Source organism: Thioclava nitratireducens, assembly GCF_001940525.2.
In the GTDB taxonomy this organism is placed as follows: domain Bacteria; phylum Pseudomonadota; class Alphaproteobacteria; order Rhodobacterales; family Rhodobacteraceae; genus Thioclava; species Thioclava nitratireducens.
This window is the reverse complement of the sequence record NZ_CP019437.1, coordinates 3,276,569-3,301,395: the sequence shown is the minus strand read 5'-3', so window position 1 is coordinate 3,301,395 and position 24,827 is coordinate 3,276,569. Positions and strand designations below refer to the sequence as shown.

At 63.7% G+C, this 24,827-nt stretch carries 20 protein-coding genes; 11 read left to right on the top strand and 9 right to left on the bottom strand.

All coding sequences use genetic code 11. The annotated features are described in order from the left end of the window. Positions 1-9 precede the first annotated feature (9 nt). Both BMG03_RS15780 and BMG03_RS15775 read right to left on the bottom strand, forming a co-directional pair. Positions 10-1,041 (bottom strand): rod shape-determining protein, encoded by a 1,032-nt coding sequence (locus BMG03_RS15780; RefSeq protein ID WP_038064670.1) that lies wholly within the window; start codon positions 1,039-1,041, stop codon positions 10-12. Positions 1,042-1,366: 325 nt separating this feature from the next. Continuing rightward, positions 1,367-2,926 (bottom strand): 2-isopropylmalate synthase, encoded by a 1,560-nt coding sequence (locus BMG03_RS15775; RefSeq protein ID WP_075774340.1) that lies wholly within the window; start codon positions 2,924-2,926, stop codon positions 1,367-1,369. A gap of 325 nt (positions 2,927-3,251) precedes the next feature. Here BMG03_RS15775 and BMG03_RS15770 point away from each other — a divergent pair, with 325 nt between their 5' ends. The 3 genes from BMG03_RS15770 to BMG03_RS15760 are packed head-to-tail and all read left to right on the top strand — an operon-like array spanning position 3,252 to position 6,113. Next, positions 3,252-3,902 (top strand): SDR family NAD(P)-dependent oxidoreductase, encoded by a 651-nt coding sequence (locus tag BMG03_RS15770; protein WP_075774202.1) that lies wholly within the window; start codon positions 3,252-3,254, stop codon positions 3,900-3,902. After that, the gene (locus tag BMG03_RS15765) at positions 3,896-4,594 is read left to right on the top strand and encodes an SDR family oxidoreductase (protein WP_099049369.1); all 699 of its coding nucleotides are present in this window, start codon (positions 3,896-3,898) and stop codon (positions 4,592-4,594) included. The genes BMG03_RS15770 and BMG03_RS15765 overlap by 7 nt, the downstream gene beginning before the upstream one ends. Further along, positions 4,587-6,113, top strand: coding sequence for a cryptochrome/photolyase family protein (locus BMG03_RS15760; protein ID WP_075774203.1), 1,527 nt, complete (start codon positions 4,587-4,589; stop codon positions 6,111-6,113). The genes BMG03_RS15765 and BMG03_RS15760 overlap by 8 nt, the downstream gene beginning before the upstream one ends. 27 nt (positions 6,114-6,140) lie before the next feature. Here the strand turns inward: BMG03_RS15760 and BMG03_RS15755 are convergent, their stop codons facing one another. Beyond that, positions 6,141-7,631, bottom strand: coding sequence for an MORN repeat-containing protein (locus BMG03_RS15755; protein ID WP_075774204.1), 1,491 nt, complete (start codon positions 7,629-7,631; stop codon positions 6,141-6,143). Between the two features lie 226 nt (positions 7,632-7,857). Between BMG03_RS15755 and BMG03_RS15750 the strand changes: the two genes are divergently transcribed. Beyond that, on the top strand, positions 7,858-9,516 hold the full coding sequence (locus tag BMG03_RS15750) for an NAD+ synthase (protein ID WP_075774205.1): 1,659 nt from the start codon (positions 7,858-7,860) through the stop codon (positions 9,514-9,516). 21 nt (positions 9,517-9,537) lie between these two features. Here the strand turns inward: BMG03_RS15750 and BMG03_RS15745 are convergent, their stop codons facing one another. The 3 genes from BMG03_RS15745 to BMG03_RS15735 form a co-directional block, all read right to left on the bottom strand. Further along, positions 9,538-10,209 (bottom strand): TadE/TadG family type IV pilus assembly protein, encoded by a 672-nt coding sequence (locus BMG03_RS15745; RefSeq protein WP_075774206.1) that lies wholly within the window; start codon positions 10,207-10,209, stop codon positions 9,538-9,540. 3 nt (positions 10,210-10,212) lie between these two features. Continuing rightward, complete coding sequence (locus BMG03_RS15740) at positions 10,213-10,749, bottom strand: hypothetical protein (protein WP_075774207.1); 537 nt, start codon at positions 10,747-10,749, stop codon at positions 10,213-10,215. Between the two features lie 70 nt (positions 10,750-10,819). After that, a complete protein-coding gene (locus BMG03_RS15735) occupies positions 10,820-12,640 on the bottom strand; it encodes a TadE/TadG family type IV pilus assembly protein (RefSeq protein ID WP_075774208.1) in 1,821 nt (606 codons plus the stop codon). Positions 12,641-13,015: 375 nt separating this feature from the next. Between BMG03_RS15735 and dnaG the strand changes: the two genes are divergently transcribed. The 7 genes from dnaG to ribD all read left to right on the top strand — a co-directional run bounded on the left by dnaG (position 13,016) and on the right by ribD (position 20,151). Next, the gene (dnaG, locus tag BMG03_RS15730) at positions 13,016-15,007 is read left to right on the top strand and encodes a DNA primase (RefSeq protein ID WP_075774209.1); all 1,992 of its coding nucleotides are present in this window, start codon (positions 13,016-13,018) and stop codon (positions 15,005-15,007) included. A gap of 183 nt (positions 15,008-15,190) precedes the next feature. Further along, the gene (gene rpoD, locus BMG03_RS15725) at positions 15,191-17,191 is read left to right on the top strand and encodes an RNA polymerase sigma factor RpoD (protein WP_075774210.1); all 2,001 of its coding nucleotides are present in this window, start codon (positions 15,191-15,193) and stop codon (positions 17,189-17,191) included. Positions 17,192-17,256: 65 nt separating this feature from the next. Next, complete coding sequence (locus BMG03_RS15720; protein WP_075774211.1) at positions 17,257-17,625, top strand: hypothetical protein; 369 nt, start codon at positions 17,257-17,259, stop codon at positions 17,623-17,625. 79 nt (positions 17,626-17,704) lie between these two features. Further along, on the top strand, positions 17,705-18,022 hold the full coding sequence (locus BMG03_RS15715; RefSeq protein ID WP_075774212.1) for a hypothetical protein: 318 nt from the start codon (positions 17,705-17,707) through the stop codon (positions 18,020-18,022). After that, complete coding sequence (locus BMG03_RS15710; RefSeq protein ID WP_075774213.1) at positions 18,022-18,438, top strand: secondary thiamine-phosphate synthase enzyme YjbQ; 417 nt, start codon at positions 18,022-18,024, stop codon at positions 18,436-18,438. Before BMG03_RS15715 ends, BMG03_RS15710 begins: the two co-directional genes overlap by 1 nt. A gap of 142 nt (positions 18,439-18,580) precedes the next feature. Continuing rightward, a complete protein-coding gene (nrdR, locus tag BMG03_RS15705; protein WP_075774214.1) occupies positions 18,581-19,051 on the top strand; it encodes a transcriptional regulator NrdR in 471 nt (156 codons plus the stop codon). Further along, on the top strand, positions 19,048-20,151 hold the full coding sequence (gene ribD / locus BMG03_RS15700) for a bifunctional diaminohydroxyphosphoribosylaminopyrimidine deaminase/5-amino-6-(5-phosphoribosylamino)uracil reductase RibD (protein ID WP_075774215.1): 1,104 nt from the start codon (positions 19,048-19,050) through the stop codon (positions 20,149-20,151). The genes nrdR and ribD overlap by 4 nt, the downstream gene beginning before the upstream one ends. On the opposite strand, the gene BMG03_RS15695 is transcribed toward ribD, so the two are convergent. The 3 genes from BMG03_RS15695 to BMG03_RS15685 all read right to left on the bottom strand — a co-directional run bounded on the left by BMG03_RS15695 (position 20,121) and on the right by BMG03_RS15685 (position 24,629). Next, the gene (locus tag BMG03_RS15695; RefSeq protein WP_341865714.1) at positions 20,121-22,064 is read right to left on the bottom strand and encodes a capsular polysaccharide biosynthesis protein; all 1,944 of its coding nucleotides are present in this window, start codon (positions 22,062-22,064) and stop codon (positions 20,121-20,123) included. The genes ribD and BMG03_RS15695 overlap by 31 nt on opposite strands. A gap of 68 nt (positions 22,065-22,132) precedes the next feature. After that, positions 22,133-23,263 carry a polysaccharide biosynthesis/export family protein gene (locus tag BMG03_RS15690; RefSeq protein ID WP_075774217.1) on the bottom strand — a complete coding sequence of 377 codons (1,131 nt, stop codon included), beginning with the start codon at positions 23,261-23,263 and terminating at the stop codon, positions 22,133-22,135. A 79-nt stretch (positions 23,264-23,342) separates the two neighbouring features. Further along, entirely contained in the window at positions 23,343-24,629 is a 1,287-nt protein-coding gene (locus BMG03_RS15685; protein WP_075774218.1) for a capsule biosynthesis protein, read from the bottom strand. Between the last annotated feature and the right edge of the window lie 198 nt (positions 24,630-24,827).

The following is a 24,827-nucleotide window of genomic DNA, read 5'->3' as shown; positions in this document are numbered from 1 at the left end:
GGGCCCGGCTCAGCTGTCGTAGTCAATGACGTGGCGAAGCTGCTTTTCATATTCAAGCGCCTTGCCGGTGCCGAGTGCAACACAGTTGAGCGACTGGTCGGCGATCGAAATCGAAAGGCCGGTCTGCTCGCGCAGCGCCAGATCGAGTTCGCCCAGAAGCGCACCGCCCCCCGTCAGCATCACGCCACGGTCGACGATGTCGGCGGCGAGGTCCGGCGGGGTGGTTTCGAGCGCCTGCATCACCGCGTCGCAAATCGACTGGACCGGCTCGGACAGCGCCTCGGCGACCTGGGCCTGCGTGATCTCGGTTTCCTTCGGCACGCCGTTCAACAAGTCGCGGCCGCGCACGTGAAGGCTCATCCCGCGCCCGTCATCGGGCATCCGCGCGGTACCGATCGTGGTCTTGATCCGCTCGGCGGTGGATTCGCCCACAAGAAGGTTCTGGTTGCGGCGCAGGTAGGAGATGATCGCCTCGTCCATACGGTCGCCGCCCACGCGCACCGAGCGCGCATAGACGATGTCGCCCAGCGAAAGGACCGCGACCTCGGTCGTGCCGCCGCCGATATCGACCACCATCGAACCCGTGGGGTCGGTGATCGGCATGCCCGCACCGATGGCGGCCGCGATCGGCTCTGCAATCAGGCCGGCGCGGCGCGCACCTGCCGAGAGAACCGACTGACGGATCGCGCGCTTCTCCACCGGGGTCGCACCATGCGGAACGCAGACGATGATCTTCGGCTTCGAGAAGGTCGAGCGCTTGTGCACCTTGCGGATGAAATGCTTGATCATTTCCTCGGCGCTGTCGAAATCCGCGATGACGCCGTCGCGCATCGGGCGGATCGCCTCGATAGAGCCGGGGGTCCGGCCGAGCATCAGCTTGGCGTCTTCACCGACCGCCAGCACCTGCTTCTTGCCGTCCTTGACGTGATAGGCGACCACCGAGGGCTCGTTCAGCACGATCCCTTTGCCTTTGACATAGACCAGCGTGTTCGCCGTCCCGAGGTCGATCGCCATGTCCGAGGAGAAGATCCCACCAACCATATTACGCCTGTCCCATCCCAAATTTCTTAGAAATACCGCGACTCGCGCCAAGCCACGGCCCGCGCCTCGTATAGTCAAAGCGGCCCTTACGGGGAAGCGGATTTGCGCCGTAGGCGAAGCCCCCTTGCGGTTATCCGCTGAGGCAAGGCCAAGCGATTGACCTTTTTCAACATTTCGGGCGGATTTCCCCGCGGAAATGCGCTTGAAATTGCAGATATGCGATGCGTCACGAAATCGTGCTGAAAACGGGAAAATCGCGCCGGGTCGACATGAAAACGGGCAGCCGTTCTCGGGCTGCCCGAAAGCTGTGCAACTGGCGGTGGGCTCAGAGCTTGTAGCTCACCGTTTTCACGTCCGCGTCGGGCGCGGTTTTCTGGCTGCGGAAGCGCAGGCGGTTGAGTGCGCCGACATAGGCCTTCACGCTCGCGAGGATCGTGTCGGTGTCCGACGCGGCCCCGGTGCCGATCCGCCCATCTTCCTCGAGGCGCACCGAAACGGTCGCCTGCGCGTCGGTGCCTTCGGTGACCGCGTGCACCTGATATAGCTTCAGCTTGGCTTGCGTCGGATAGATTTCCTTGACGCAGTTGAAGACCGCGTCGACCGGGCCGTCGCCCTGGCACTTGCTGGATTTTTCCTCACCATCGACGAGCATCTTCAGCTCGGCTTCCTGACCGTCCGAGCCACAGACCACGCGCAGCCATTTGACCTGCAGGTAGTCGTCGGCGGTGTTCGCGGCGCTGTCGGTCATCAGCGCGATCAGGTCCTCGTCGTAGATTTCCTTCTTGCGGTCGGCCAGCGCCTTGAAGCGGACGAAGACGTCCTTGAGCTGGTTATCGCCCAGCTCGTAGCCGAGATCCTTGAGCTTGGCGCGCAGCGCGGCGCGGCCCGAATGCTTGCCCATCGCGATATTCGCCTCGTTGAGGCCGATATCGGCGGGCTTCATGATCTCGAAGGTTTCGACATTCTTCAGCACGCCATCCTGGTGGATGCCGCTTTCGTGCAGGAAGGCGTTCTTGCCGACGATCGCCTTGTTGAATTGCACCGGGAAGCCCGACACCTGCGCCACGCGGCGCGAGATGTTCATGATCTTCGTCGTGTCTATATGGGTCTGGTAGGGCATGATGTCCTGACGAACCTTCATCGCCATCACCACCTCTTCGAGCGCGGTGTTGCCCGCGCGCTCACCCAGACCGTTTATCGTGCATTCGATCTGGCGCGCGCCTGCATCGACCGCGGCCAGCGCGTTCGCCGTCGCCATGCCCAGATCGTTGTGGCAGTGCGTCGCGAAGATGATCTCGTCGGCGCCCGGCACCCGCTCGAGCAGCATCCGGATCAGGTCGGCGGATTCGACCGGCGCGGTATAGCCCACCGTGTCGGGGATGTTGATCGTGGTGGCGCCCGCCTTGATCGCGATCTCGACGACGCGGCAGAGATAGTCATGCTCGGTCCGGGTCGCATCCATCGGCGACCACTGCACGTTGTCGCACAGGTTGCGCGCGTGGCTGACGGTCTCGTGGATGACGTCGGCCATCTCGTCCATCGTCAGGTTCGGGATCGCGCGGTGCAGCGGCGAGGTGCCGATGAAAGTGTGGATGCGCGGCGACTGCGCGTGCTGCACGGCTTCCCAGCAGCGGTCGATATCAGGCAGCCTCGCGCGGGCGAGCCCGCAAATGGTCGAGAACTTGGCGCGTTTCGCTATATCGCTGACGGCTTCGAAATCGCCCTCGGAGGCGATCGGGAAGCCGGCCTCGATGATATCCACGCCCATTTCGTCGAGCAGATCGGCGATCTCGAGCTTCTCGTCATGGGTCATCGTCGCACCCGGCGATTGCTCGCCGTCACGCAGGGTCGTGTCGAAAATCAGAACGCGGTTTTTGTCGATCATGGTCTGGGCCATCTGCTAGTCTCTTTCGTCTTGGCTCTTAGCGTTACTTGGGCCCGAAGGCCAGCATTGCGCGGTGGCTTTCGGGAGTTGTCCGGGCGCTGGCTACCCCTGAGCGTTCGCGCCCGAAGGCACGCTCAGAGGCTGCTAAGAAGAAGGAGACCACGGGGCATCGCGCCTTGGGCGAGCGCCCCGGCTGCGGTGAGTTGAATATGCTTAACCCGTGTCATGAGGGGCACTATAGGCGCCAAGTGATAAATGAAAAGCAAAAAAGGAACCGCTGGAGGCGGGGCCGCGTAGCCTTTGGGCGCATATAACGGAGGCGACAGTGGCAGGTCAGGCAATCGTGATCGGAGATACGGGCGGGATCGGCGCGGCGATCCGGGCGGAGCTGGAGGCGCGCGGCTTCGCAGTGACGGGGCTGTCGCGGTCGCGCGACGGGTTCGATGTCACGGATGAACGCGCAGTCGAGGCGGGGCTGCGCGGGATCGACGGGCCAGTCGATCTGATCTTCGTGGCCTCGGGCGCGCTCGGTACGCCGGAAAAGGCCTTGTCGCATCTGACCTCCGAGGAATTGCAGAGCCAGTTCGCCGTGAACGCGATGGGTCCGGCGCTGGTCTTGAAACATGCAGCCCGCCTTCTGCCCCGGGACAAGCCCGCACGGTTCGCGGCGCTCTCGGCGCGGGTCGGCTCGATCGGCGATAACGGTTTGGGCGGTTGGTATAGCTATCGGACCTCGAAAGCGGCCCTGAACCAGCTGCTGCATGGCGCGGCGATCGAGCTGGGGCGCTCTCACAAGCAGCTCGTGATCGCGGCGCTGCATCCGGGCACGGTAGACACCCCCTTTACCGCCGATTACCCGCGCGACAAGCTCGCCCCCGAAGACGCCGCGCGCCGGTTGCTGGATGTGTTGGGCGCGCTGACGCCCGCGCAATCGGGCGGCTTTTACGACTACGCAGGCAAGGAGATTCCATGGTAATCCGAAACGCCATCGTCACCGGCGCCGCGCGCGGCATCGGTCGCGCCATCACCGAGGCGCTGCTGGATCGCGGCTGGCAGGTCGCGGCGCTCGATCTGGATATCGGCCCGCTGGAGGCGCGCGAAGGCCTGCAGGCGATCCGTTGCGATCTGGGGAGCGAAGACGATGTTCGGTCTGCGGTGGCCGAGGCCGGGTTCGAGACGATCGATCTGCTGGTGAACAATGGTGGGCCGGCCGATCCCGAATGCGGACCTTTGGAGGAGCTGACGCTGGAGGCGTGGCACAAGTGGATCGACCCGCATCTGACCGGGACGTTCCTGATGGCGCGCGAGGCTTTGCCCGCCTTGCGCAAGGGTCGGGGGGCAGTGGTCAACATGGCCTCGACGCGCGCGCTGCAATCCGAGCCCGATACCTTCGCCTATGCGGCGGCGAAGGGCGGCGTCACATCACTGACCCATGCGATGGCGGTGAGCCTTGGGCCGGAGGTGCGGGTCAACGCGATCGCGCCCGGCTGGATCAATTCGAGCGGCGAGGCCTTGGGCGAAGCGGATCACGCGCAGCATCCCGTGGGCCGGGTGGGTGAGCCGAGTGACATTGCCGAGGCCGTGCTCTACCTCGCGGATGCAGGCTTTGTGACGGGTCAGGTGCTGGTCGTCGATGGCGGCATGACCCGGAAGATGATCTATGACTAAGCTGATCGCGGTGCTGGGCGATCAGCTGAGCCATGACGGCGCGGCTTTGCGCTGCGGCGACAAGAGCGCGGACGTGGTCGTGATGGCCGAGGTGCGCGAGGAAGCGACCTACACCGGCCATCACAAGCAGAAGCTGGCGCTGACCTTCGCCGCGATGCGCCGCTTCGCCGACGAGTTGGAGCGCGACGGCTGGCAGGTCCGCTACACCAAGCTGACCGATGACGACAACGCGGGCTCGTTGGTTGGCGAATTCGCGCGCCGCGCCGAAGAAGAGGGGGCCGACGAGGTCATCACACTCGCCCCCGGCGAATGGCGCTTGCGTCAGGCCTTCGAGAGCGCGCCGATCAAGATCCGGCAACTGCCCGACGACCGCTTCATCTGCTCGGAGAAACGCTTCGCCGACTGGGCCGAGGGGCGCAAGGAGCTCCGCATGGAGTGGTTCTATCGCGAAATGCGTCGCGAAACGGGGCTCTTGATGGAAGGTGACGACCCGGCGGGCGGCGAATGGAATTTTGACAAGCAGAACCGTAAGCCCGCCCAGCCCGACCTGTTCCGCGAGCCCGCGCCGACCTTCCGCAAGGATGCGCTCGTGCAGGAGGTGCTCGAGATGGTCGAGGCGGAATTTCCCGATAATTTCGGATCGCTCGACGAATTCAACTGGCCGGTCAGCCGCGCGCAGGCCGAACGCGCGCTGGAGCATTTCATCGCCCACAATCTGCACGATTTCGGGACCTATCAGGACGCGATGTTGGCCGGGGACCGGCTGCTGCATCACTCGATCCTGTCGTCGAGCATCAATCTCGGTCTGCTTTCGCCGCTGGAGGTCTGCAAGGCCGCGGAAGAGGCGTACAAGGCGGGGGACGCGCCGATCAATTCGGTGGAAGGGTTCATCCGGCAGATTCTCGGTTGGCGGGAATACATGCGCGGCATTTATTTCCTCGAAGGGCCGGATTACACCTCACGTAACGCGCTCAACCACAAGCGCGATCTGCCGTGGTTCTACTGGTCGGGCGAGACGGAGATGGTCTGCATGAAGGCCGCGATCGGGCAGACCCGCGATCTGGCTTATGCGCATCATATCCAGCGGCTGATGGTCACGGGCAATTTCGCGCTGCTGGCAGGCATCGACCCGCGCCAAGTGCAGGACTGGTATCTCGCCGTCTATATCGACGCCTATGAATGGGTGGAGGCGCCGAACACGGCGGGGATGAGCCAGTTCGCCGATGGCGGAGTGGTGGCCTCGAAACCTTACATTTCCTCGGGCGCCTATATCGACAAGATGTCCGATTACTGCGGCGGCTGCGCCTATGACGTGAAGGCGAAGGACGGGGAAAAAGCTTGCCCGTTCAACAGCCTTTACTGGCATTTCCTCGACCGGCATCGCGACCGGTTCGAGGGCAATCCGCGCATGGGGCTGGTCTATCGCAACTGGGACAAGCAGAAGACAGAGACCCGTGAGGCCAAGCTGAAGACGGCGGAGGCGCTGCTGGAGAAACTCGACAGGGGCGAGGCCTCGTAGGGCGCTCGGCCCGGTCTCGCGTCCGGATCAGTTTGCAGACGGAGCGGATTGCGCGTCCGGTTCGTTCGCCTTGGCTGGTGGAGTCTCGGTACTGGCATCGGGCGTCGGCTGCGTCGCAGGCGCGCTGGTATCCTGGAGCTTGTCATTCGACCACTCGCCGCTCGCGACGTTCCCGGAGGCGTAGGTCATCGTGCCTTGCCCCTCGCGCTTGCCATTCGCGAAGCTGCCCTCGTAGGTGTCGCCATTGGCATAGGTTGCGCGGCCTTGCCCGTCGATCGCACCGTTGCGCCACTGGCCCTCGTAAGTGAACCCGTCGGGCATGGTCAGCTTGCCGGTTCCGTCGCGCTGGCCGTTCTTGAAACCGCCCTCGTAGGTCGTGCCGTCGGCATAGCGCGCGACGCCCTGACCCTCGCGCTGCCCGTTCACCCAATCGCCCTCGTAGCTGTAGCCGTCCGGGTAGGTCATCTTGCCCTTCCCGTCATTGCGCGCGTTCTTGAACTCGCCCTCGTAGACGAGCCCGTTCGCGTAGCGCGCCGTGCCGGTGCCCTGTATGACGCCATGCGCCCAGCCGCCCTCGTAGCTGGAGCCGTCGGGATAGGTGATCTTGCCCTGACCGTCGGGCAGGTCGTTCTTGAAGCTGCCCTCGTAGACCGAGCCGTCGGGGTATTTCACCTTGCCCTGACCTTCGATCCGGCCTTCCTTCCACTGGCCCGTGTATACGTAGCCGTCCTTGCCGTGGAAGGTGCCGGTGCCGTGGCGCTTGTCGAGGAGGAACTCGCCTTCGTAAGTGTCGCCATTGGCATAGGTGACCTTGCCGGTCCCGTGACGCTTGCCGTTGGCCATCTGGCCTTCATAGACGTCGCCATTGGGTTGGGTGAGCGTGCCGCGGCCGTTCATCTGGCCGGCCTTCCACTCGCCGACATAGGTCAGCCCGTCCGCCATTGTGAGCGTGCCGGTGCCGTCGCGCTGGCCATGCGCCATCTGGCCCTCGTAGGTAGAGCCGTCGGGATAGGTGATCTTGCCCATGCCTTGCTTGACGCCGCCTAGCCAGTCGCCCTCGTAGCGATAGCCGTTCGCGCTCTCGAGCGTGCCCTTGCCGTCATGCATCGCGTTGCGGAACTGGCCCTTATAGACCGAGCCGTTGGCATAATGCGCGGTGCCGGTGCCGGTGATCTGACCGTTGAGCCAGTCGCCCTCGTAGGTGCCGCCATCGGCGAAAGTGATCTTGCCCTTGCCGTTGGGTTTGCCGTGGTCGAACTGGCCCTCGTAGACCGAGCCGTTGGGGAAGCGCGCGCGGCCCTCGCCCTTGATCTCGCCCATCACCCATTGGCCTTCGTATTCGTAGCCCGAGGGGAGCTTGTAGCTGCCGTAGCCGTCCTGCTTGCCATCGGTGAAGGTGCCCTTGTAGAGGCCGCCGTCGTCGTATTGCTTGGTGATGACCTCTTGCGCCGGCGCGATCTGCGCGGCGCATCCGATCAGAACTGCCAATGTCGCGATGCGAAGCTGCGCGCCTGCCATGGTGCCCCCTGATGGTGCTGCCTGTGCCCCGGTCTCGCGAGCGCGTGGATTCGCGCTCTGCCGGGCTTGGGGAAAGGTTAATTGCGCGGGGGTAGCCTGACAAGCGGGCAGGGCGGTCGTGTCGGGGCCGCATAAGGGAAGGGGTGGCGAATGCAGGGCAGCCATCCCCTTTTCACCCCATCGTTTTCTGCTAAATGAGGGGGCGATAACAGCCCCGAGGACGCTTATGGCCGATCGTTTCCGCCTCACCATGGCCCAGCTCAACCCCACCGTGGGCGCGCTGGAGGCCAATGCCGAGAAGGCCTTCGCCGCATGGCAGGAGGGCAAGCGCGCAGGCGCCGACATGGTCGTGCTACCCGAGATGTTCCTGACCGGCTACCAGACGCAGGACCTGATCGCGAAGCCCGCCTTCGTGCGCGACGCGGTCGCCGCGATGGAGGCGCTGGGCGCGCGGATTTCCGATGGCCCAGCGCTGGGCATCGGCGGGCCCTACTGGACGGAGCAGGGGCAGTATAACGCCTATTGGGTCTGGAAAGACGGCGCGCTGGTCGCGCGGATGCTCAAGCACGATCTGCCGCATCACGGGATTTTCGACGAGTATCGCATCTACGATACCGGCCAGATCTCCGGGCCCTACGCGATCAACGCCGTGCGCATCGGGACGCCGATCTGCGAGGATGCGTGGCATCCGGATGTGGCCGAGACGTTGGCCGAGACCGGGGCCGAGATCCTGATCGTGCCGAACGGTTCGCCCTATCACCGCAACAAGCTCGACGTACGGATGACCCACATGGTCGCGCGCGTGGTCGAGACCGGGCTGCCGCTCGCCTATCTCAACTCGGTCGGCGGACAGGACGATCAGGTCTTCGACGGGGCGAGCTTCGTGCTGAACCGTCACGGCCAGTTGGCCGCGCAATTCGCGCCTTTCGACGAAATCATCGACCATGTCGATTTCGAGCGTGACGGTGACGGCTGGGCCTGCGTTGCGGGCCGGGACGATCCGCAGCCCTCGGAATGGGAGCAGGACTACCGCGCCATGGTCGAAAGCCTTGGCGATTACCTGCGCAAGTCGGGCTTCTCCAAGGTCGTTCTCGGCCTGTCGGGCGGGATCGACTCCGCGCTGGTCGCGACAATCGCAGCGGACGCGCTGGGGCCGGAGGCCGTGCATTGCGTGATGCTGCCCTCGGAATACACCTCGCAGGGATCGCTCGATCACGCGGCCGATCTGGCGACGCGGCAGGGGATGCGCCTCGACACGGTGCGGATCGACGGGGCGCGCGATGCGGTCTCGGATGCGCTTGCCCATCTGATGGAGGGCACTCAGCCCGACGTGACCGAGGAAAACATCCAGTCGCGCCTGCGCGGGGTCATGCTGATGGCACTGTCGAACAAGTTCGGCGAGATGCTTCTGACCACCGGCAACAAGTCCGAGATGGCCGTGGGCTATGCGACGATCTACGGCGACATGGCGGGCGGCTACAATCCGATCAAGGATCTCTACAAGACCCGCGTCTTCGAGACCTGCCGCTGGCGCAACGCCAATCACCGCGACTGGATGAAGGGCCCCGAGGGCGAGGTGATCCCGCGCGCGATCATCGACAAGCCGCCCTCCGCGGAACTGCGCCCCGACCAGAAGGACGAGGACAGCCTGCCGCCCTATCCGGTACTCGATGGTATTCTCGAAGGACTGGTGGAGGGCGACGCATCGGTCGCCGATCTCGTTGCCGAAGGCTACGATCGCGACACCGTCAAGAAGGTCGAGCATCTACTCTATATCTCGGAATGGAAGCGTCACCAGTCCGCGCCTGGCACGCGTCTCTCGAGCAAGGCCTTCTGGCTGGATCGCCGCTACCCGATCGTCAATCGCTGGCGCGACCACCACTGAGGGCCACGGTCGCGCAGCGCCTCAGTGATCGTCAAGCCACGTCAGGCGGGCGACGCGCGGCCGGGTTACGATGAAATTGTCGAACGAGATCGCGTCGTGGAAGCCCACGAAATGCTTGCTCGGGTCTTTGCCGATCGATGCGAGATAGGCCTTGTAGGCCTCGGACAGCTTGAACGGCAGGTCGTAGGCGTAGGAGGTCTCCACGATCAACGCCTGATCGCCCGCGGCGAGGATCGGAATGCGATCCGCTTCCAGGTCGAGCGCTTCTTGCGTGTAGCTTTGCGCCAACCCGGTCGCGTAGGAATCTTCCAGCTGTACCTTCTTCGCGTCGCTGCCTTCGGCAGGATCGTTGCAGGTGTGGCCCAGATCCAGCGGATCGTCCCAGCATCTCACCAACGTCACGCGAATCCAGCTGCGCGACGGGTCATTATTGCCGGTCGTGAAGTCGAACACTTTCTTGATGCCCGCGACATATTTTGGGCCGATCGGATCGCGCTCGCGCGAGATCAGGTCCGAGACCGTCACATTGGCCCGGGTCGCGGCGCCGCGGATCTTGAATACGTCATAGATTTCGATCGACAGGATCAGCCAGCCCGACAGCATGATGAAGGCCAGAAGCCCCTCGATCGGGATGGAGCCGGCTTCGTCCTTGCGGAAACGGTGGAGCAGATTGCGCAACTTTGGCATCAGCATCGCTCAGGTTCCTCCACTGCCAGCGGTTGAAGCGACCGCCGGTTCGATCACGATCGCGGTCGTTGCAACCAGAGCGTAATCGCCATCCGCGCCGACCGGCGATGCCTTCAGGAAAGCCTGGGCGATGAAGTCTTCCAGCATCATCGGTTTCTCGCGCAAACAGACCCGCACGAGGATCAGTTGATCGGGAATGGCGGCCTCCAGCGTGCCGGCAGGTGGCGGCTTGGTCACGTCCGAGAAATCCTCGCAGCGCACCGGATGGTTGGCGATGGAGGACGTCCAGTCGGTCTTGTCCACCTGAAACATCTCGACGGAAACCCGATTCATGCAGGTGGTGCCGAAGAAGCCTGCCTGTTTGCAGATTTCATGGCGCAGCGTCTTTTCGTCGATGCTGGAATAGTTGCCGATACGGACGATGCGGCTCGTGGCTTCGGTCGCGCGGGTCAGCAGGGTCTGCTTGATGAAGATCACGCCCAGCTCGATCCCGGCGAACATGAAGAAGATCAGGAACACGATCCAGAACAGGGCGGGGATCGTCACCGCCCCGTCCTCCGCCCTCAGGAAAGCTCGCTTATGTCTCTGCCTCGATGCCATGCTCTGCGTTCCCCGGTCAGTTGGTCAGGCGCAGAGTCGAGATCTGCGTCGCGATCGAGGAAAACGCATCCGCGAGATTGGCGGAGTCGACGTCGTATTGGTAGCTCGGGCCGGAGCTGCAGTCGGCCAGTGCGGTCTTGCCGCTCTGGGGAGCATCAACGGCGACGGTAAAGACGATGATTTCCTTGTCTTTCGCGGCCTTGCAGACGTCGTGCAGGTTCCTGTCCTTCTCCGAGAACATCGAAGAGATAGCCATCTCATCGTAAATCGACGCCACGGATTCCTCCGGATCGAGGCGCTGGCGCGGCGGCAGGAGGAAGGTCTGAATTACGTATTGGAGCGACCATCCCTTGCTCCAGATCGTACGCCAGTCGATCGCGTTCAGGTCGCGGTGAACGAACTGTTTTTCCTGGTACCAGCCATACGAGCAGGATTCGCGCCCCCAGTAGTCGGTGGTGCAATAGCGTCCATAGACCCACTTCGTGGTGGTATCGCCGATCTCCTCGGGCGCATACCAGTTGCGGTCGGCGAAAGAGTAATAAGGCTTTTCGCCCAGATCCTGACGTTCCTGAGAGAACCAGTACATTTTCGACATGGTCGTGTAGTCATCGTTGAACGACGTCGAACTCACCGTCGAATAAAGGCCGGAATTGCCGGTCCGATACTGCATCCGTGTCGAGAAGGAGCGCGTGTTCTGACCATCGGTCATCAGAATCATCACCTTCATCGAGCGTTCGTCGACGCTCAGCCCGGTGGCGGGATAGGGCAGGGGGCGGTCGGCCACGTCAGACGAAATCGTTCCAGCCTCGACCAGCGCCGTGGCGGCTGGTTTCGCCGACGGGTCGAGCAGCGCAAAGCCCCAGCGGGCCCCGATGTCGATCGCGGTGTCGCCGCCTGCGCGCAGCGAAGAGATCTTGTTGAGAATATCGCTCTGGTTGTCCTCAAATGCCATGATGTCGCCGTAGCTGTGCTCGTAGCAGTTCTCGCCTGAATCGCTGATGCGCTTCTGGACATACATGTTCTGGCCGACGAAATCGTAGCTCCAGCCATACATGGTGCGCTGCAACCCGGAGGTCGGCAGGCTCACGCTGTTGAAGCCCTGAAGTTGCACGTCGGCGCAGGTGTTGTAGCTGTGATCGGTCGAAAGATTATAGGCCGAGGCCAGATCGGGGCCGAGAGAGACCTGCTGGTTGTAGGGCACGATCGAGATGGAAAGGCGTCCGGCGGGCGCCCCGGGCGGTTGCACGTTGTCAAACATCTTCTTCGTGAAATTCGTCGCGGCATCGCGCAGCGATGCGATTTTCGTCACGCCGTAATAGGAGCCGGAATCGGTCTGGCCCATCGAACCGGACACGTCGAGCACCATCGAAATCTCGACATTGCCGATCGATTCCTCGGCTTGCGCGTGGGTGTTCGAGCGGAAGGATTTGACGCCGAAGCCGATCAGGTCGCCGAAGATCGTCGGCATGTCATCCTGCGCGGTCATCGACACGCGGCGATATTCCTTCTGCGCGCCCTCTTCGACTTCGGGTTGGATGTTGAGATAGTCGAGGCCGCTCGTGGAAAGGTAATCCTTTGCCACGAGCGCAGGGTCGAGCGTCTGATCCAGATTGGCTGCCGCGAGAGCGGCTCGGTCGAGCGAACTTTGGATGAGCGTACGGCGTTCGTCCTGGCGCACGAAGTCGATCGCGATGCCGCCAATGACCATCAGCACGATCAGGACCTGCAGACTGAAGATGAAGACCGCTCCATCTTCATCCTGCGCGAACCGCCCCATTCGAGCGCGCGCGTTCTCGATACGGCGTGCCAAGCCGTTCTGTCCGTATTTGTCCCTCATCCAGACCTCCTTCTCCATGTCAGTTGGCCTCGCCGCCAGCGGAGAAAACTCGCAAAAAAACACCGAACTAAGCTCCGTAATTCCTACGGCGAAATTAAGGCAAAACCTTGTCTAACTTCATGGAATTGTTGTGCTTTAACTGTGAAATGCGACTTCCGGGGCGCCACCGTTTCCCAAAAGTGGGTCAATCGCGCGGCCCTGAGAGGGCAAGCCCTGTCTTTGGAACCGAGTCGTTTAAACTAGGTTAACTTGTCTGAAATTATGCGGTCTGCGGCTTTCGCTGACGCAAAGTTCATGGCCGCGAGTGGCGCGAAAGCTGTGGGTAGCTCTGCGCCTCCTCTCGACTCTGCCGGGCTTGGGGCCAATATAGAGGCCATGAGTTTGCCGCCCGGATTTCTCGACGAATTGCGCAGCCGTTCCTCGATCGCTCAGGTCGTGGGGCGCAAGGTCATTTGGGATATGCGCAAGTCGAACCAGGCGAAGGGCGACATGTGGGCGCCATGCCCGTTCCACCAGGAAAAATCGGCCTCGTTCCATGTCGATGATCGCAAGGGCTATTACTACTGCTTCGGCTGCCACGCGAAGGGCGACGCGCTGAGCTTCGTGCGCGAGACCGAGAATGTCAGCTTCATGGAGGCGGTGGAAATTCTCGCCCGCGAGGCCGGGATGCAGATGCCCGCCCGCGATCCGATGGCGCAGGAGAAGGCCGATCTGCGTACTGAGCTGGCCAACGTGATGGAAGAGGCGGTGAAGTATTTCCGCCTTCACCTGAACACGCAGGCCGGAACCGCCGCGCGCGACTATCTGGCCGGTCGCAGCCTGAACAAACCCGCCATCGACCGTTTCGAGATCGGCTTCGCCCCGCCCGGTTGGCAGGGGCTGCGCGATGCGCTCAAGGCGAAGGGAATTTCCGACGACCTGATCAAGGGCGCCGGCCTCGCGAAGGAGAGCCAGAAGGGGCGCGAGCCCTTCGACGTCTTCCGCAACCGTATCATCTTTCCGATCCGCGATCCGCGCGGTCGCTGCATCGCCTTCGGCGGGCGCGCGATGGATCCGAACGATCCGGCGAAATATCTCAATTCGCCCGAGACCGCGCTCTTCGACAAGGGGCGCTCGCTCTATAACCACGGCCCTGCGCGTGAAGCCTGCGGCAAGGGCGCGCCGCTTGTTGTCTGCGAAGGCTATATGGATGTGATCGCCATGGTCGAGGGTGGCTTCGGCGGGGCTGTCGCGCCGCTGGGCACCGCGATCACCGAAGATCAGCTGCGCCTGATGTGGCGCATCCATGACGAGCCGATCATCGCGCTCGACGGCGATACGGCCGGTCTGCGCGCGGCGCTGCGGGTGATCGATCTCGCCCTGCCGTTGCTGGAGGCCGGGAAGGGCGTGCGTTTCGCGATCATGCCGCCGGGGCTCGACCCCGACGACGTGATCCGCAAGCAGGGGCGCGAGGCGATGGAGACGATCCTGTCCGAGGCAAAGCCGATGGTCTCGCTGCTGTGGCAGCGCGAGACCGAGGGCAAGGTCTTCGACAGTCCCGAACGCCGCGCTGCCTTGGACAAGAGCCTGCGCGCCGCGATTTCGCGCATTCAGGATCCCTCGATCCGGGGCCATTACGGCGACGAAATAAAGCGCCTGCGTTGGGAGCTGTTTGGCACCGGTCCCCAAGGCGGTCCACAGGGGCATTCTCCGGGCGGGGCGCAGCCTTCGCGTGGCGGTTTTATCCCAGGCGGTTTCGGCTCTGGCGGCAAGCGCGGCAAAGGCCGTTTCGGTGCGCCGCCGCCTGCCTTGCCCGAGACGCGCTCCTCATTGCTCGCGACAGCGCCGAACGACGTGGCAGAGCATCTGCGCGAAGCGATGATCCTCGGCATCTGCGTCACGCATCCGGCCCTGATCGCGGAATTCGAAGCGGAACTCGAAGCCGTTCCACTGCGCGATGAGACACATGACCGGCTACGACACCGGATGCTTATGCATGTGGCCGCACCCGCCCCGGAAATCGCGAAAAACCTGTACGCGGAAATGGCGGCTGACCTTGAAAAGCTGTTGAACCTGCCCCATTTGCGCTCTGCCCCCCCGGTTCGCAACGCCGAGAACCTCGATTTGGCACGCATGTGCCTGACCGAGGAATTGGCCAAGCTGGACGCCGCTCGCGCCGTGCGCGAAGAGGTCGCCGACGCTATGGAGGATCTGGCGGGGCTTGCCGACGAAGGCGTGACATGGCGTCTGGCGCAAGCAGCATCGCTGCGCCATCGCGCCGAGAGATCGAAACTGGAGGACTCCTCCGATATGGGCGAAGATCAGGCGGCGCTGTCCGCGACGCTTCAGGCCATGATCGACGGGGAAATCTGGCGTAAGAAACAATGAGCCGGATGGCAGCGGGCCTTCGGATTATGGGAAAGCGAATTGTTGCGGACACATTCAGTATCAACTTTATGTCCACAGCCCCTCGCGCCCCTGTGATTCGCCGCTGCGATTCGATACACAGACGAGATATGATTCGCTTTCGTCATAGCTTGAGCACAACCAAGCCCTGACCGAGGAGCCCACATGGCCGCCAAAGACATCGACGACAATAAATCCGACACCCCGAGCGACGACGCGACGTCCTTCGACATGAGTCAGGCCGCCGTGAAGCGGATGATCGCCGAGGCGAAGGAACGTGGGTTCATCACCTATGACCAACTCAACAAGGTGATGCCGCAAGATCAGGTCTCCGGCGACCAGATCGAGGATGTGATGTCGATGCTCTCGGAGATGGGCATCAACGTCATCGAGGCGGAAGAAGCCGACGAGGAAGAGGGCAGCAGCCAGGGCGGCCAGGTCGCGACGACCGGGTCCGGATCGCGCGAAGTCGCGGTGTCGACCACCTCCTCGGAAACGCTCGATCGCACCGATGACCCGGTACGGATGTACCTGCGCGAGATGGGCTCGGTCGAGCTGCTCTCCCGCGAGGGCGAAATCGCCATCGCCAAGCGCATCGAGGCTGGCCGCAACACGATGATCGCGGGGCTTTGCGAAAGCCCGCTGACCTTCCAGGCAATCACGATCTGGCGCGATGAACTTCTCAACGAAGAAATTCTCCTGCGCGACGTGATCGACCTCGAGACCACTTTCGGCAATTCGCTCGAAGGAGTCGAAGGCGAAGAGGAAGAGATCGAAGGGCCCGCCGTCGAGGGCGAGCCGAAATCGGACGACGACAGCGGCAAGTCGGAGCCCGAGCTCGACGCCGACGGCAACCCGATCCAGTCCGACGATGACGACGAGGATGAAGGCGCGAACCTGTCGCTCGCCGCGATGGAAGCCGCGCTGAAGCCGCGCGTTCTCGAGACGCTCGAACTGATCGCTGGTGATTACGCGCTGCTTGCCGAGATGCAGGACCTGCGGATGTCGGCGACGCTGAACGAGGATGGCTCCTTCTCGGTCACCGAGGAAGCCGCATATCAGAAACTGCGCTCCGAGATCGTCGAACTGGTGAACTCGCTTCACCTGCACAACAACCGGATCGAAGCGCTGATCGACCAGCTCTACGGTATCAACCGCAAGATCATGTCGATCGACAGCGGAATGGTGAAGCTCGCCGATCAGGCTCGCATCAACCGTCGCGAATTCATCGAAGAGTATCGCGGCTACGAGCTCGACCCGAGCTGGTCCGAGCGGATGCAGGCAAAGTCGGGCCGCGCATGGCAGGCCCTGTTCGAGCGCTCCGCCGACAAGGTCGAAGAGCTGCGCGCCGAGATGGCTCAGGTCGGTCAGTATGTCGGCGTCGATATCTCCGAATTCCGCCGTATCGTGCAGCAGGTCCAGAAGGGCGAGAAAGAAGCCCGTCAGGCCAAGAAAGAGATGGTCGAGGCGAACCTTCGTCTCGTGATCTCGATCGCGAAGAAATACACCAACCGCGGCCTGCAATTCCTCGACCTGATCCAGGAAGGTAACATCGGCCTGATGAAGGCGGTGGACAAGTTCGAGTACCGCCGCGGCTACAAGTTCTCGACCTATGCGACGTGGTGGATCCGTCAGGCGATCACCCGCTCGATCGCGGATCAGGCGCGCACCATCCGTATCCCGGTCCACATGATCGAGACGATCAACAAACTGGTCCGCACCGGTCGCCAGATGCTCCACGAGATCGGCCGCGAGCCGACGCCGGAGGAACTGGCCGACAAGCTGCAGATGCCGCTCGAGAAGGTCCGCAAGGTAATGAAGATCGCCAAGGAGCCGATCTCCCTCGAGACGCCGATCGGCGACGAGGAAGACAGCCAGCTTGGCGATTTCATCGAGGACAAGAACGCCGTTCTGCCGCTCGACAGTGCCATTCAGGAGAACCTGAAGGAAACGACGACGCGGGTTCTGGCCTCGCTCACCCCGCGCGAGGAGCGGGTTCTGCGGATGCGCTTCGGCATCGGCATGAACACCGACCACACGCTCGAAGAGGTTGGCCAGCAGTTCTCGGTCACTCGCGAACGTATCCGTCAGATCGAGGCAAAGGCACTGCGCAAGCTCAAGCATCCGAGCCGCTCGCGCAAGCTGCGCTCGTTCCTCGACCAGTAAGCCAAACTATTTTGAAACGCCCCCGATTTTAGGGGGCGTTTTCATGTCATCCGGGGGAGGGGCGTATGAAAACCTTCATGACGTTTATCGTGACCGCGCTGCTGGCTGCCGGTTCCGCTCATGCGGCCGAGCGCGCGCAATTCTACATTCCGGACAAGCCCGCGAAGCTGGTCTATCTCTTTACCTGCGAGGCGGATAGCCGAGACGAAATCGACGCGAATTGGGAAAAGGCCAAGGCGATCTTCGCCAGCGACCATCAGGCCGAGGCCGCGCGCCTCGAGACCGAGACCAAGGCGCAGCGCGAGTCCGGTCACGCCCCGAGCCAAGCGGCGATCGACGCTCATAACGTCGAATACAACACGCACAAGGCGGCAGTCGAAGCCGACCTCGCGCCGCTGGGGTGCACCATGAACGGTTTGATGCACATGCCTTGAGCTGACAGGGTCGGGTGATCGCCACTTTCGCGTCACGCAAGCAGTTGCTAGGCTTGATGAAACTTCGACGGAGCCACCCATGAGCCGCCTTCTTCTGCTTACCCCTCTCGTTCTCGCCGCCTGTCAGGTCGGCACGATGCAACCGGGCGCGCCGCGCATGGATCAAGCGGGCACCTGTTTCCTCTACGTGCAGGAAGAGGGTGGCGGCACCTATTCGGTGGTGTCCGGGGTGGGGGATGGAACGCCGCAGCCCAAGGCCATGGTCAAGCGCGGCCTCAGTGCATCCGAGGCAGACGCCGTCTGGGCAAAGGAGCGCAAGATCATGAACATCAATCCCGAATGCCTCGCGATCGTCGCGACCGATCGGTCCGAGGCGCGTCCGGCGCCGAAAAGCTGATGCATCATCGGTTCGAGATCGCGACGACGGGCCCGGGTCTTTACGAGTTCACGCGCGACGTCGCGGCTTGGGTCGCGCGGGCCGATGCGGAGGAGGCGTTGCTCACGCTGTTCATCCGCCACACCTCGGCGAGCCTCGCGATCCAGGAGAATGCCGATCCGGAGGTCCGCACCGATCTGACCGAATTCTTTCATCGGTTGGTGCCGCCCTCGACCGACCCGAGCATGTCCTACCTCACCCATACCTATGAGGGCCCGGACGATATGCCGGCGCATATCAAGTCGGCGCTTCTACCCGTAAGCTTGCAGATTCCCGTCATTTCCGGGCGTATGACGCTCGGAACGTGGCAGGGAATTTACCTTTTCGAACATCGAAGCCGTGCGCATCGTCGCGAGGTCATGGCGCTCCTGCGCTGAGTCTCATTCGCCACAGCCTGCCGCCACATCTGGGGGCGGCAGATTTTTCCTACCCAAACGATCGACGCTGGGCTAAGGTCTTGTGGATAAGGGGGGCATGCAGACCCTATCGTGAGGCGGGACAACGAACGGGGGAAAGCGAATGCGCTGCCCATTTTGCGGAAATGTCGATACTCAGGTGAAGGATAGCCGCCCGGCGGAAGATCACGTCGCGATCCGGCGACGTCGGTTCTGCCCGGCCTGCGGCGGTCGGTTTACCACCTACGAACGCGTTCAGCTGCGCGATCTCGTGGTGATCAAGACCTCTGGCAAGCGTGAGGATTTTGACCGCGACAAGCTCGAACGCTCGATCCGGATCGCGATGCAGAAGCGCCCCGTCGAACCCGAGCGGATCGACCAGATGATCTCCGGGATTGTGCGGCGTCTGGAAAGCATGGGCGAGACCGACATCTCCTCGAAGGTGATCGGCGAGATCGTGATGGAGACGCTCGCGCGGATCGACACGGTCGGCTACGTCCGGTTCGCCAGCGTTTACAAGAACTTCCAGGAAGCGGACGATTTCGACAAGTTCGTCTCCGAATTGCGTCCGCCGGGGGCGGGCGACCCGGAGTGACCCAGAACGACCGGCGGTTCATGTCCATGGCCCTGACGCTCGCGCGCCGGGGCCTTGGCAATGTCTGGCCGAACCCGGCCGTAGGCTGCGTGATCGTGAAGGATGGCCGCGTCATAGGGCGCGGCTGGACCCAACCGGGCGGGCGGCCCCATGCCGAGGTGCGTGCGCTCGCGCAAGCGGGGGAGGCGGCGCGCGGCGCGACTGCCTATGTCACGCTGGAACCTTGCGCCCATTACGGAAAGACGCCGCCCTGCGCGCTGGCTCTGTCAGAGGCCGGCGTGGCGCGGGTCGTCTCGGCGATGGAAGACCCCGATCCGCGGGTCTCGGGCGGCGGCCATACGATGCTGCGCGACGCCGGAGTCGCAGTGGAGACCGGGCTCATGGAGGCGGAGGCGCGTGAGCTGCAGGCCGGCTTCCTGTCACGCGTCACGCGCGCCCGGCCGTGGCTCGCGCTCAAGCTCGCCAGCAGTTTTGACGGACGTATCGCCACCTCCACAGGTGAGAGCCAGTGGATCACCGGGCCAGAATCGCGTGCGCTCGTCCATGCCATGCGCGCAGAATTCGATGCGGTCATGGTGGGCGGCGGCACCGCGCGGGCCGATGATCCGCTGCTGACCGTGCGCAGCTTCACGCCCTTGCGCCAGCCGCTGCGGATCGTGGTGTCTGCAAGGCTCAATCTCCCGCGCGATCGGCTTGCTGGGTCACTGGACGCCGCGCCGCTCTGGCTGATCCACGGAGGGGCGGCGCCCAAGGAGGCGAAAGCCTTCTGGCGCGATGCGGGGGCGGAACTGATCGAAGTGGCCGAGACAGTTGGCGGCGGTCTCGATCCGCTGGCGCTGATGGAGGCTCTGGCCGGGTTCGGCCTGACCCGCGTGTTCTGCGAAGGCGGTGGGAAGTTCGCGGCCTCTTTGATCAATGCGGAGCTGGTGGACGAGTTGATCGGCTTCACGGCGGGCATGGTGCTGGGCGCGGATGGTCGCGCCGGGGTTGGCGATATGGGGGTGAGCGAGCTGGCTTGTGCACCGCGCTACCGGCTGGTCGAGAGCCGCCCGATTGGCGACGACCTGCTTCACCGCTGGCGGCGCCAGACCCACGCGTAGGACGCGAACACCCCCTGCAGCTTCGCGCCGATCCGGTTGAGCGGTCCACGGGGCAGGGCGCGGCCCTCGCTCAGGCGATCCAGAGCGACCTCGACCGGGCAGGGAAGGCCGCTGACCGGGTCGAGGTAGCGCGGATAGGCGATCAGCGCGGCATGGGCGAGGTGCAGCAGATCGGGGCGCGCCGTTCTGCGCGCGGGCACTGGCCCGAGATCGCGCGTCAGCCCCCACCCGGCATAGAAGGGCGCACCGAGCGTCGTGACGGCCTTGCCGCGCAGCAACGCCTCGAAGCCGAGACCGGAGGTCATGGTCCAGACCTCGTCCACCGCTTCGATCAGCGCGGCGGTGTCGGCGTCGGGCAGGATCAGGTCGGCGTAGGTCTTGGCGACATCGTCGGGTACCGCGCCGGGGCGGAGGCCAGCGACGACATCGGGATGAGGTTTGAAAAGGATGACTGAATCGGGGTTTTCGGCCTTGGTCCTCTCCAAAAGCATCGCATTGGTGCAAGTCTCCCCCCCGCCGAGTCGGATCGAGGCGTCGTCTTCGACTTGCCCCGGCACCAAGATTTTGTGGCCTTCTGGCAGATTGGGAAGCGCGCCGCCGAGATTATATTTCGTCAGCTTGTTCGCGGTGATCCGGTCGATGAGCTTGCGCGCGCGGGCCTCGCCGCTCGGGGGCAGGGCCCGGGCGATCAACGCTTCCAGATCACTGGGCCGGGTCGGGTCGTAATAGATGCCGGTCCGATCCGCGATCAAAGATAGCGGCGGCACGAGTTCGGCTCCGAGGCCCCGCGAGCGGAGGAAGCCGTCTTCAACACGGATCGGTGTGCTGTTGGCAGGTGCCTCACGCGAAGCCCAATACAGGAAGGGACGCGCAGGGTCGGGCGTCTCGCTGAAGCGCAGCGGTCCGTGGCGGCCGAAAAATTTGCGCAGATGCGGACGTTTCCAGATCGACATGCCGCCCGCGACATAGCCCCGCCGATCCTCGCGATAGGCCCGGGTTTCGGCCTCAAGCTGATCCACCGCTTCCTCAAAGCTGCACTGGCGCTTGCGACAAGGATCGAACCAGATCGGCGCGAGGATATGCGACACTGCGAAGATTTGCGCGCGGGTCAGGCTACGCGACCGGCGCGGCACGGGGGTTTCGTCCTGCGTGAGGCCCCAGCTTGCGTAGAATGGTTGCCCGAAGACGCGGGGCTTGTGGCCTGCGAGGATCGCCTCGTAGCCCATCAGCGACGAGACGGTATAGACCGCGATGGCGCCCTCGAGTAGCTGCCAAGGGGATACGGGCGCGTCGTAAATCTCGGAATTCGCGTCGCAATCCTCCCGGCTGTAGTGGCCCGGGCGAAGGCCGGCGCGGGTTTCGGGGTGGGTCTTGATCAAGATGCGCGCGCCGGGGTTTTCGATCCGAGCATAGGCCAGCATCTCCCGAAATGTCGCCGCTGTCGCCCTGCCATGGGCGATCGAAGCATCGTTCCGCGTCTGGTCGATAACCAGAACGTAGCCCGGATCGGGGACGGGAAGGTCCGGGTCGGAATTGTTGTATTTCGACAGGTCTGAGGCCTTCAGCCGGGCGATCCCGTCGCGGGCCCGCTGCAAGATGGCGCTATCGTCGAGCGGCTCGGTCGCAAGGAGATATTCGAGCCGCGAGGGCTGGGCGCTGTCGAAGTGCACGCCCATCGGATCGAGGATCAGGCCCAAAGGCGGCGCGCCGGTCCGGCCCGGCTGGATCGAGCGCAGGAACGCATCCTCCACCCGGATCAGCGGCACACCGCGTTTTGCGGCCACCGCCTCGCCGCGCGCCGCATAGGGCGACCGGCCCCAGACGATCACGCCGTCTTGGGGGCCGGGGACGCCAAGGCGCGGGGCGTGGCCCGCAGCCCGCAAGATCTGGCGCAGGCGCGGCTGTCGCAGCATGCCGCCATTGTAGAAAAAAAGCCGCCGGGGAATCGTCCCGGCGGCCTCGTGTTCGCTGTCGCGGTGCATCAGTTCCCAGCAAGCGTGTTGAGCGTGTTCACCGTTCCCAGCGGCTGGGTAAGGGCCGAGAGCGTCTTCTGCCACTGCACGAAGGGCGCCTCGGTGACGTAGACTGTGTCTCCGTCGCGGATCGCGAAATCGCGCGCCATGAACATGCCGTTGGGCTGGGTCAGGTCGAGCACGTAGATCATGCGCTGATCGCCGACCAGATCGGAGCGCCCCAGAACCTTGTCCGCGATCTCGGCAGGCTCGTTGCGAAGGACGAAGACACCGGTCGGATCGGCGAGGTTCGACTGCAGCCCCCCCACGGTCGCGATCGCCTCGAGCGCCGAGAGGGTCTGGGTCTCGAAGGGGACGCGCGATTGCGTGCCTGTCGCGCCGAGCGCGGTGAAGGCGCGCTGGTCTTTCTCGACCAGAATCACGTCGCTATTGCGCAGCGCGATATCCATCTTCGGGTTCTCGTAGAGGTCCTTCAGCCAGACCGATTCCGAGCGGCTGCCCCGTTTGACGGTGACACGTGCGACTTCGGCGGGGATGCCGACACCACCGGCGCGCGCGATCATCGCCGAGAGCGTGCGCGTCGGCCGCTCGATCGGGTAGACGCCCTGACCGTTGATTGCGCCCATGACCGACACGGTCGCCCCGTCACCCGCCACGCGGGACACCAGAACCTGCGGGTCGGGGGTCTGCGCATCAAGCTTGGTGGTGATGATGCGACGCAGCCCGTCGGGCGTGTTGCCCGCGGCTTTGATGCGGCCCGCATAGGGCACGAAGATGAAGCCCGCTCCGTCGACCTGCACCTGCTGCAGCTGGGTCGCGTTGGCGCCTTTGCTGGCCAGAAGCCCGTCATCGACGTTTTCCCAGATCGACAGCGAAAGCGTGTCGCCCGGGCGGATTGTGTCGGAGCCGATCTGGCCCGCGTTGACGAAATCGGAGGTGAAGCCGAGAGCCGGCTGCACGGCGGTTGCGCGGGTGACGAAGTCGTTCACCTTGACGACGAACGCATCGCCCTGGCGCATCACGGAGCCTGCGAAGAGTTCGCGCTTGTTGGGGCCGGAGCGCGGAAGGCTACAAGATGCAGTCAAAAGAGTGGCGGAAAGGCCCGTCAAAACGGCCCTGCGGGAAGGGGTAATGGTCACTGCTCGAGCTCCTCGTTCGGGATGCTGCTTATCATTTTGTGATCAAGCTACCGAAGCCCCGGGAAAAAAACGAGAAAAATTATCGCACCACCTGCAACTGTTGCCGTGGGGCCGCGTTGCCCGCGACCAGCGCATCATAGGGATCTTCGGCCGCCAGCATCATGTCGACCACCTGTCTCAGCAGGGCGCGGCGGCCTTTCGCAGAGTAGAACCCGCCTGGAACCTGGCTCGTTTCCAGCAGGTAGTGGCGGTAGTCGCGATAGGCGCGGCTGTCGGGGCGGGCCGGGCTTGCGAAGAAGGCTTCGAGCGGTTGGGCGGAAGTGAATTCCGGCTTGTCGAAGATCGCGCGGCCCAGCGATTTCAGCGGCAGCCCACGCCACAGCGCCTGTTGCGCCGCGGTGGAATTGACCGTGACCGCAGAGCGCGCTTGCGCCAGCAGCCCCGCCAGCTTGCCGCCGCGCACGAAATGCACGCGCGACGCCAGCCCATGCGCGCGGGCCGCCTTGCGGATCGTGTCGCGGATCGGCGCGCGCCCGTCTTCGAGCGGATGGGCCTTGAAGACGAGATGATGGTGGGGCGGCGCGCCTTTTGCGAAATTCTCCATCACCAGATCGATGAACTCGGTCTGGCTCGCGAAGGGCGAATGCATCCGGAAGCTGGAATCGTGTTCGAGCTGCAGCAGTACGAGATGATAGGGGAAACCGCCATTCCGGATGCGCCGCGTCGCGCGTCTGCGCTCCAGCATATGCAGCGGCATCAGCAGCAGGCGGCGCAGCCAGAGCCGGAATTCCTGAAACACGGTGATGTCGCGATGCGGGCGGAAACGGCGATAGGGGCCGGGGCGGAGCATCACGAAGAAATGGTAGAGCGCGCCGTAGAACACGTGGTGGCGCATATCGCCCCAACGGGGCGGCGCGTCGGGAAACTCGATTTCGGACTGTGCGAGAGCGGTGCGCATCTGCGCCACCGACATCTCCATCAGCCGGGAATGTCCGTTCGAGCCGCCGCGCTCGTAAGTGACCCAGTAGGGGCGGACGTAGCCCTCTTCGAAGACATGCACGCACAGGCCCATAGCCTTCGCGACCTCGACGGCCTGCGCATGGATCGGGCGGGTGTCGCCATAGAGCACGAGATCGGTGATGCCTTTCTCGGCGATCAGGGCGCGCAGGTAACCGACCCACTCCTCCGGCGGGGCGTCGAAGCGCAGATAGGAGGCGCTGTCGAACCAGAAAACTTCGTCCCCGCGATTAAACCCCACGCGCCAAACCGTCGCCCCCGCCTGCCGCAGCATCGCGCCAAGCTGATGAAAGAAGGGGCCGTGGGGCCCCTGGAGCATCAGGAAGTGGCGATTTTCGAAGCGGTTCATCCAGTCTTGTGTCCTTGGCCTGCCTCCCTGATTGCGCAGGATCCGCGCGAAGTCACGGAGTTTGTGGGGTAATCCCTTAAATATTGGACAATTTTAGGGCAGGCGCTGTGCGGGGCTGCGCATAGCGTGACGGGACGGCGGGGCGCTCATCTCTTGCGAAGGCGCGCCCTGCGGGCTAGCTAAGGTCCGAAATCTGAG